The organism is Streptomyces sp. OfavH-34-F, from assembly GCF_022347745.1.
GTDB lineage: Bacteria > Actinomycetota > Actinomycetes > Streptomycetales > Streptomycetaceae > Streptomyces.
Map to the genome: position 1 here is coordinate 1 of NZ_JAKRGC010000313.1, position 7,601 is coordinate 7,601.

General features: G+C 72.8%; 7 protein-coding genes and 1 pseudogene. 4 read left to right on the top strand and 4 right to left on the bottom strand.

What is annotated here, in order from left to right:
* The 4 genes from MHW47_RS29365 to MHW47_RS29380 all read right to left on the bottom strand — a co-directional run.
* A partial coding sequence (locus MHW47_RS29365; protein ID WP_239226799.1) for a TerD family protein occupies positions 1 to 614 on the bottom strand: 614 nt, incomplete at its 3' end.
* Between the two features lie 166 nt (positions 615 to 780).
* Positions 781 to 1,359 carry a TerD family protein gene (locus tag MHW47_RS29370; protein ID WP_093709338.1) on the bottom strand — a complete coding sequence of 193 codons (579 nt, stop codon included), beginning with the start codon at positions 1,357 to 1,359 and terminating at the stop codon, positions 781 to 783.
* 163 nt (positions 1,360 to 1,522) lie between these two features.
* On the bottom strand, positions 1,523 to 3,673 hold the full coding sequence (uvrB, locus tag MHW47_RS29375) for an excinuclease ABC subunit UvrB (protein WP_239226800.1): 2,151 nt from the start codon (positions 3,671 to 3,673) through the stop codon (positions 1,523 to 1,525).
* Between the two features lie 60 nt (positions 3,674 to 3,733).
* Complete coding sequence (locus MHW47_RS29380) at positions 3,734 to 4,615, bottom strand: MHYT domain-containing protein (protein ID WP_239226801.1); 882 nt, start codon at positions 4,613 to 4,615, stop codon at positions 3,734 to 3,736.
* A gap of 229 nt (positions 4,616 to 4,844) precedes the next feature.
* Between MHW47_RS29380 and MHW47_RS29385 the strand changes: the two genes are divergently transcribed.
* From MHW47_RS29385 to MHW47_RS29400, 4 genes and pseudogenes are all read left to right on the top strand, one after another.
* Positions 4,845 to 5,780: a glycerophosphodiester phosphodiesterase family protein gene (locus tag MHW47_RS29385; protein WP_239226802.1), complete on the top strand. Its 936-nt coding sequence runs from the start codon at positions 4,845 to 4,847 to the stop codon at positions 5,778 to 5,780.
* A gap of 50 nt (positions 5,781 to 5,830) precedes the next feature.
* A complete protein-coding gene (locus MHW47_RS29390) occupies positions 5,831 to 6,373 on the top strand; it encodes a methylated-DNA--[protein]-cysteine S-methyltransferase (protein WP_239226803.1) in 543 nt (180 codons plus the stop codon).
* 130 nt (positions 6,374 to 6,503) lie between these two features.
* On the top strand, positions 6,504 to 7,445 hold the full coding sequence (locus MHW47_RS29395; RefSeq protein WP_239226804.1) for a pseudouridine-5'-phosphate glycosidase: 942 nt from the start codon (positions 6,504 to 6,506) through the stop codon (positions 7,443 to 7,445).
* Positions 7,442 to 7,601, top strand: a pseudogene (locus tag MHW47_RS29400) (sugar kinase); the annotation flags it as partial. The gene MHW47_RS29395 and the pseudogene MHW47_RS29400, both read left to right, overlap by 4 nt.

The following is a 7,601-nucleotide window of genomic DNA, read 5'->3' on the forward strand; positions in this document are numbered from 1 at the left end:
GGGGCGTGCCGGACGCGGTCGGTCTCCGGGGTGCGGGGCGGCGGCGGGGCCACCGAGCGGGCCAGCCCGCGGGCGACCGCCTCCTGGATGGTGCCGGCCAGCTCGGCGGCCCGGTCCACGCCCTGGTCGGCGAGCATGGCGGCGAGGCCCCCCGCGTACCCCTGGCCGACCGCCCGGACCTTCCAGGCGCCCTGGCGGCGGTACAGCTCCAGGGCGGTGACCGCGGACTCGCTGTCGAGGCCGGTCAGGGTGAACGTGGCGATCTCGTCGCCGTCGAGGCCGGTGACCGCGACGAAGGGCGAGGCGACGGAGCCGAAGGTGGCGGGGCCGCCGGCGCCCGAGGGGAGGGCCAGCAGCACCGTGACCCGGTGGACCCCGTCGGGCAGGGCGTCGAGGTCGACGGCGAGCCGGTGCCCCGCGGCGGCCTGCCGGGAGACCTCGATGCCGTGCAGCTGCGGGGAGCCGGGGTGGGCGATCCACTCGATGCCGGGCACCCTGCCGTGCTCGTCGCCGAGCGTGGCACCGGCCACGACGGGCGTCCCGGCCGATATCCGGATCTCCAGACGGGTCTGGGGCAAGGTGTGGTTCTGCCCCCGGACCAGCTCGGCCGTCATTGCCGTGTCCCCTCGACGAGTTGTTGCTGGTGTGCTGTGGCGTGGCGCGTGATGGTGCTGGTGGTCGTGCCGGGTGGTGCCGCGACACGGGCAGCTCCCGGCGGCCGATGCCTCCGGGAGCTGCCCGTGCCCCGATGCGGACCCGTCCGCGCGGGTCCGGTGCCGACTACAGGTGCGGCAGGATCGCCGGCATGAGGTCCTGGAAGGTACGGCCGTTGGCCGGGCTGCCGATGGCGGTCATCTTCCAGGCGTTGCCCGCGCGGTGCACCTTCGCCATGATCTGCGCGGTGTACTGCCCGCCGCCGTCCAGCGTGTAGCGCGCCAGCTCCTGGCCGTTGGTCTCGTCCACGATGCGGCAGAAGGCGTTCTGCACCTCCTGGAACGTCTGGCCGGTGAAGGAGTTCACCGTGAAGACGATCTGGTCGATGTGGACCGGCACCCGCTGGAGGTCCACGAGGATCGCCTCGTCGTCGCCGCCGGAGCCGGCGCCGCCCACGAGGTTGTCGCCCGTGTGCCGGACCGAGCCGTCGTCGCTGGTCAGGTGGCGGAAGAACACCACGTCGACCGGCTGCTTGTCGGCGAACAGGACCGCCGAGGCGTCCAGGTCGATCTCCCGGGTGCGCGAGCCGAACAGACCGCGGCGCGGTGCCGCCTGCCAGCCGAGCCCCATCCGTACCGCGGTCAGGGTCCCCCCATCGCTCTTCTGCAGGCTGATGGCCTGACCCTTGGTCATATTGACCGTCACGCGCTGTCCCCTCTCCGCTTTCCCCGCAACCGTCCTTGTGCGGTTGCCCAGCACCCTACGCAGTGGTGTCACCCGCGCGGAGGGCGCGGGCCGTTTTGTGTCGTTCCTGCAACACACGGCGGGCCCCTGCGGACCCGCCGCGCGTTTGTCGCGCGCCCGGCCGTCAGGCCAGGCCCGCCTCGCGCATCTGGCGCAGCTCCTTCTTCAGCTCGCCCACCTCGTCGCGCAGCCGGGCGGCGACCTCGAACTGGAGGTCAGCGGCGGCGGCGCGCATCCGGTCCGTCATCTCCTCGATGATCCCGGCGAGTTCGGTGGCCGGCCGGTCGGTGACCGCGGCCGCGTCCCGGCCGCGCCCGGCCCCCTTGCCGGACCGCGCCGCCTTGCCGTCGCCCGGCACGGCGTGCTTGCCGAGGGCGGGCACCGGGGCCTTGGCCTCCTTGCCCTGGCGGTAGCCGGTGCCGAGGAGCTGTTCGGTGTCCACCTCCTCGCGGGCGATGGTGGCGACGATGTCGTTGATCTTCTTGCGCAGCGGCTGCGGGTCGATGCCGCGCTCGGTGTTGTACGCGATCTGCTTCTCGCGGCGCCGGTTGGTCTCGTCGATCGCCTGGGCCATGGCCGGGGTGACCTTGTCCGCGTACATGTGGACCTGGCCCGAGACGTTGCGCGCGGCGCGGCCGATGGTCTGGATCAGCGAGGTGCCCGAGCGCAGGAAGCCCTGCTTGTCGGCGTCCAGGATGGCCACGAGGGACACCTCGGGCAGGTCGAGGCCCTCGCGCAGGAGGTTGATGCCGACCAGCACGTCGTACTCGCCGGAGCGCAGCTCGCGGAGCAGTTCGATGCGGCGCAGCGTGTCCACGTCGCTGTGGAGGTAGCGGACCCGGATGCCCAGCTCCAGGAAGTAGTCGGTGAGGTCCTCCGCCATCTTCTTGGTGAGCGTGGTGACCAGGACGCGTTCGTCCCGCTCGGCGCGTTCGCGGATCTCGTGCACCAGGTCGTCGATCTGGCCCTCGGTGGGCTTGACGACGACCTCCGGGTCGACCAGACCGGTGGGGCGGATGATCTGCTCCACGAACCCGTCGCCGCGGGACAGCTCGTAGGCGCCCGGCGTCGCGGAGAGGTAGACCGTCTGGTTGATCCGCTGGAGGAACTCCTCCCACTTCAGCGGGCGGTTGTCCAGGGCGGACGGCAGCCGGAAGCCGTGGTCGACCAGGGTCCGCTTGCGGGAGGCGTCGCCCTCGTACATGGCGCCGATCTGCGGCACGGTGACGTGCGACTCGTCGAGGACCAGGAGGAAGTCCTCGGGGAAGTAGTCGAGGAGGGTGTTGGGGGCGGTGCCGGGGGAACGGCCGTCGAAGTGCATCGAGTAGTTCTCGACGCCGGAGCAGGTGCCGATCTGGCGCAGCATCTCGATGTCGTACGTCGTGCGCATGCGCAGCCGCTGGGCCTCCAGCAGCTTGCCCTGCTTCTCCAGCTCGGCCAGGCGCTGCTCCAGCTCCTGCTCGATGCCGCTGACGGCCTTCTCCATGCGCTCCGGACCGGCCACGTAGTGGCTGGCGGGGAAGACGTGCAGCGACCGGTCCTCGCTGATGACCTCGCCGGTGATCGGGTGCAGCGTGGACAGGGCCTCGATCTCGTCGCCGAACATCTCGATGCGGACGGCCAGCTCCTCGTAGACCGGGAAGATCTCGATGGTGTCGCCGCGCACCCGGAAGGTGCCCCGGGTGAAGGCCAGGTCGTTGCGGGTGTACTGGATCTCCACGAAGCGGCGCAGCAGCTGGTCGCGGTCGATCTCCTCGCCGACCTTGAGCTGGACCATGCGGTCCACGTACTCCTGCGGCGTACCGAGGCCGTAGATGCAGGAGACGGAGGCGACCACGACGACGTCGCGCCGGGTGAGCAGCGAGTTGGTCGCGGAGTGGCGCAGCCGCTCGACCTCCTCGTTGATCGAGGAGTCCTTCTCGATGTACGTGTCCGACTGGGGGACGTACGCCTCGGGCTGGTAGTAGTCGTAGTACGAGACGAAGTACTCGATGGCGTTGTTGGGCAGGAGTTCGCGGAACTCGTTGGCCAGCTGGGCGGCGAGCGTCTTGTTCGGCGCCATCACCAGGGTGGGGCGCTGCAGCTTCTCGATCATCCAGGCGGTGGTGGCGGACTTGCCGGTACCGGTCGCGCCGAGGAGCACGACGTCCTTCTCGCCGGCGCGGACGCGCTTCTCCAGCTCGGCGATGGCCGCGGGCTGGTCACCGCTGGGCTGGTAGGGGCTGACGACCTCGAAAGGCGCCACCGTACGTTCGATCTTCGAGACTGGCCGCATGCATCCACCGTACGGCCCGCCACTGACAACGGGCTCCGCCGGCGGCCGCGCGGGGGCGTTTCACCAGTCCACGGGGCGTACGGCGTCCCGCGGCCGGGCGGAGAAGGACGCCGGGTCGGCGTACGTGCCGAAGCGGGGCACCTGCGCCGGGATGCCGGGCGCGCGGTGGCCGGGCGCGGCCAGCGGGTCGTCCCAGTCGGGCGTGCCCATGACCACCAGCGGGTCGAACATGACCACGACGGCGGCCACCACCAGGAAGCAGACGGGTCCGAGCAGCATCGGCACCAGGAGGTCGGCGGCGCCGTCCCCGGGGGGCGCGCCCTCGTTCAGCGCGGCGGGGTGGAGGTGGACCCGGAGCGCGGCCATCCCGGTGTAGTGCATGCCGCTGACCGCGACGCCCATCACGACGCTCGCGCCGAGGCTCGGCAGGAAGCCGTGGATGGAGACGGCGGCCCACAGCGCGGCGGTCGAGGCCACCACGGCGATGACCACGGAGAGGGCCACGGTCAGCGTGTCGTACTCGAACCGCCCATCAAGCCGCATGCCCGCCATGCCGAGGTAATGCATGGAGGCGACACCGAGCCCGGTGATCGTGCCTCCCGTCACCAGGGCCATCCGGGTGGCGCCCCGGTACCCGACGAGAAAGATTCCGAGGCCGACCACGACGATCGCGACGGCGAGGCTGGCGAAGGTGATCGGTTTGTCGTAGCCGATCGTCACCTCTTCGACGGAGAACCCCACCATCGCGACGAAGTGCATGGTCCAGATCCCCGAACCGATGGAGGTCGCCCCGAGCGCCAGCCAGCCGGCCCTGAAGGAACGGCCGGTGCGCAGTGACCGCGTGGTGCAGCGCAGACCGAGCGCCGCGCCGAGGCATGCCATGAGGAACGCCGCCGCAGGGGTCACCGCCCCGTAGCCGAAGCCGTCGATTGTGCCCTGCATCCTTGTACGCCCTTCAGCAGCAAGCTCCGGGTCAGGACGATCCCAGGGCCTGTCGTCCGGGCGCAAGGCCCGGCGGACACAACAGAAGTGCCGCATCTTATCGACCGGGTCGGCGGTGCGTGACACGGTCTGCGGGGCGCGTTCACACGGTGGCCATCCTTCGCCTGTCCTCCGTTCGGGGCCGGCTGGGACGCTCGGGCCGTCCGCAACTCTGACGCAAGGAGTCCACGTGTACGCAGGCACCGCTACCGCCTCCGTCGCCGCCGCCGCCGTCATGGGCGCCGGCACGTTGCTGATGCCGAACCCCGGTCCGCCGGCCGGGGACACCCCCGTGATCCGGCCGCCGGCGCAGCTCGCCCCGGTGCGCCAGGCCACCGACGCCCAGGCGCGCGGCCCGCTCGTCTACGCACACCGGGGCGCCTCGGCGTACGCCCCCGAGAACACCCTCGTGGCCGTGGACCGGGCCGACCGGATGGGCTTCGACTGGGTGGAGAACGACGTCCAGCTCACCAAGGACGGGGTGCCGGTCGTCCTGCACGACACGGACCTGAAGCGGACGACGAACGTGGAGGAGGTCTTCCCGGACCGTGCGCCCTGGGCGGTCCGGGACTTCACGCTCGACGAGATCGCCCGCCTCGACGCGGGCAGCTGGTTCGACCAGCGGTACGCGGGCACGCGCGTGCCGACGCTGCGCCAGTACCTGCGGCGGCTGACCCACAACCGGCAGAACCTGCTGCTGGAGATCAAGAGCCCGGAGCTGTACCCGGGCATCGAGCGGACCACGCTCCGGGTGCTCAACGAGGAGGGCTGGCTGGATCGCGCCCATGTCCGGGACCGGCTGGTGATCCAGAGCTTCGGCGCGGACAGCGTGCGCACGGTGCACTCGCTGCGCCCGGACCTCGTCACCGGCTTCCTGGGCAACCCGCCCGTCGCCGAGCTGCCCGCGTACGCGGCGTTCGCCGACCAGGTCAACCCGTCGTGGACGAAGCTGTCCGGCGACTACGTGGCGGCCGCGCACGCGCTGAAGGGCCCGCACGGCAAGCCGCTCCGGGTGAACACCTGGACGGTGAACGACGCGGCGGCCGCGGTCCAGGTGGCCGGGATGGGCGTGGACGGCATCATCACCAACACCCCGGACGTGGTCCGCGAGGCCACGGACGGCTGATCCGGCCGGAAGGCGGCCCCGCTGTCGGTGGGCGCCCGTACGGTGGGGGCATGGACAGCAACGGGGTCGTCGAGTGGACCGTCGTCGGGAGCGACATCGGTCCGCTGATGCTGGCCGCCACCGGGACGGGGCTGGTGAACGTCGTGTTCCACGCCCGCCCGGGGATACGGGACGCGGCGCTGGACCGGCTGCGCGGCCGGCTCGGCGCGGAGCCTGCCGAGGCGCCCGGCTCCGCCCGGCTGGCCGAGCCGGTCCGCCAGCTCGCCGCGTACTTCGCGGGCACGCTGCGGGAGTTCTCGCTCGACCTGGACTGGTCGCTGACCGGGGGCTTCAACCGCCAGGTCCTGCGCGAGCTGGCGCGCGGCGTGCCGTACGGAACGGTCGCGGGGTACGGCGAGCTGGCGGAGCGGGCGGGCCGGCCGGGGGCGGCCCAGGCCGTGGGCGCGGCCATGGGCTCCAATCCCCTGCCGGTGGTGGTGCCGTGCCACCGGGTGGTGGAGAGCGACGGCGGGCTGGGCGGCTTCGGCGGCGGCCTGGAGACGAAGCGTCGGCTGCTGGCCCTGGAGGGGGTCCTGCCCGCCCCGCTGTTCTGACGGGGGCGCCGGCCGGCCCGGGGGGGCGACGGCCGTGAACGAGCGGTCGGCGCAGGGCGGTGGGAGGTTTCGAGCCACCCGGGCGGGGCCTGGCGTTTGAGTGCCGGCCAGCCGCGACAGGGATGTGCACATGTCACTCAACGCGCCGCTCGGTACCACCCCGTACGCGCCGGTCCTCTCCGCCGAGGTGCGGGCCGCCCTCGACGCCGGCCGGCCGGTCGTCGCCCTGGAGTCGACGATCATCGCCCACGGTCTGCCCCGCCCCCGCAATCTGCGGGTCGCCGGGGAGCTGGAAGGACTCGTCCGGTCCGCCGGCGCCGTGCCCGCGACCGTCGCCGTGCTGGACGGCCGGGCCAGGATCGGGCTGGACGAGGCGCAGCTGGAGCGGGTGGCCGAGGACGAGGGGATGCGGAAGCTGGGCCACCGCGACCTCGCCCCGGCGCTGGCGGCCGGGGCGAGCGGGGCGACGACCGTGTCCGCGACCGCGTTCCTGGCGGCCCGGTCGGGGCTGCGGATCTTCGCGACGGGCGGCCTCGGCGGGGTGCACCGGGGCTGGACGCGGACGCAGGACGAGTCGGCGGACCTGCGGCTGCTGGCCCGGACCGGGATCACCGTGGTCTGCGCGGGCGTGAAGTCGATCCTGGACGTCCCGGCCACGCTGCAACGGCTGGAGACGCTGGGCGTCGGGGTGCTCGGCTACGGCACCGACACGTTCCCCGGCTTCTACCTGCGCAGTTCCGGCGAGCCGGTCGACTGGACGGTGACCTCGCCCGAGGAGGTCGCCGAGGTGATGCGGGCCGGGGACGCGCTCGGTGGCCCCGGGGCCGCGCTGATCGTGGCCAATCCGGTGCCGGAGGCGGAGCAGCTGGACCCCGCGCTGCACGACCGGGTGCTGGCGGAGGCGCTGGAAGCCTGCCGGGAGCGGGGGATCACGGGGCAGGCGGTCACACCGTTCCTTCTCGGCCATCTGGTGCGGCACACCGGGGGCGCCTCGCTGGAGGCCAACCTCGCGGCGGTCCGGGGCAACGTGGCGCTCGCCGCCCGCATCGCGATCGCCTGGGCGGCGCGGTGAGCGGCGGCCTCCTCGTCGTCGGGGACGTGGTCACCGATGTGGTGGCCCGGCACACGGCGGCGCTGGCCCGCGGCACGGACACGGCCGCCGTGATCCGTACCCGGGCGGGCGGCGCGGGCGCCAACGTGGCGTGCTGGGCGGCCCGGGCGGGCTGCC

Excerpts from the sequence above, each read along its gene's own strand:
- uvrB (WP_239226800.1), bottom strand. The coding sequence starts at position 3,673 with ATGCGGCCAGTCTCGAAGATCGAACGTACGGTGGCGCCTTTCGAGGTC.
- MHW47_RS29395 (WP_239226804.1), top strand. The coding sequence starts at position 6,504 with ATGTCACTCAACGCGCCGCTCGGTACCACCCCGTACGCGCCGGTCCTC.
- MHW47_RS29390 (WP_239226803.1), top strand. The coding sequence starts at position 5,831 with ATGGACAGCAACGGGGTCGTCGAGTGGACCGTCGTCGGGAGCGACATC.
- MHW47_RS29380 (WP_239226801.1), bottom strand. The coding sequence starts at position 4,615 with ATGCAGGGCACAATCGACGGCTTCGGCTACGGGGCGGTGACCCCTGCG.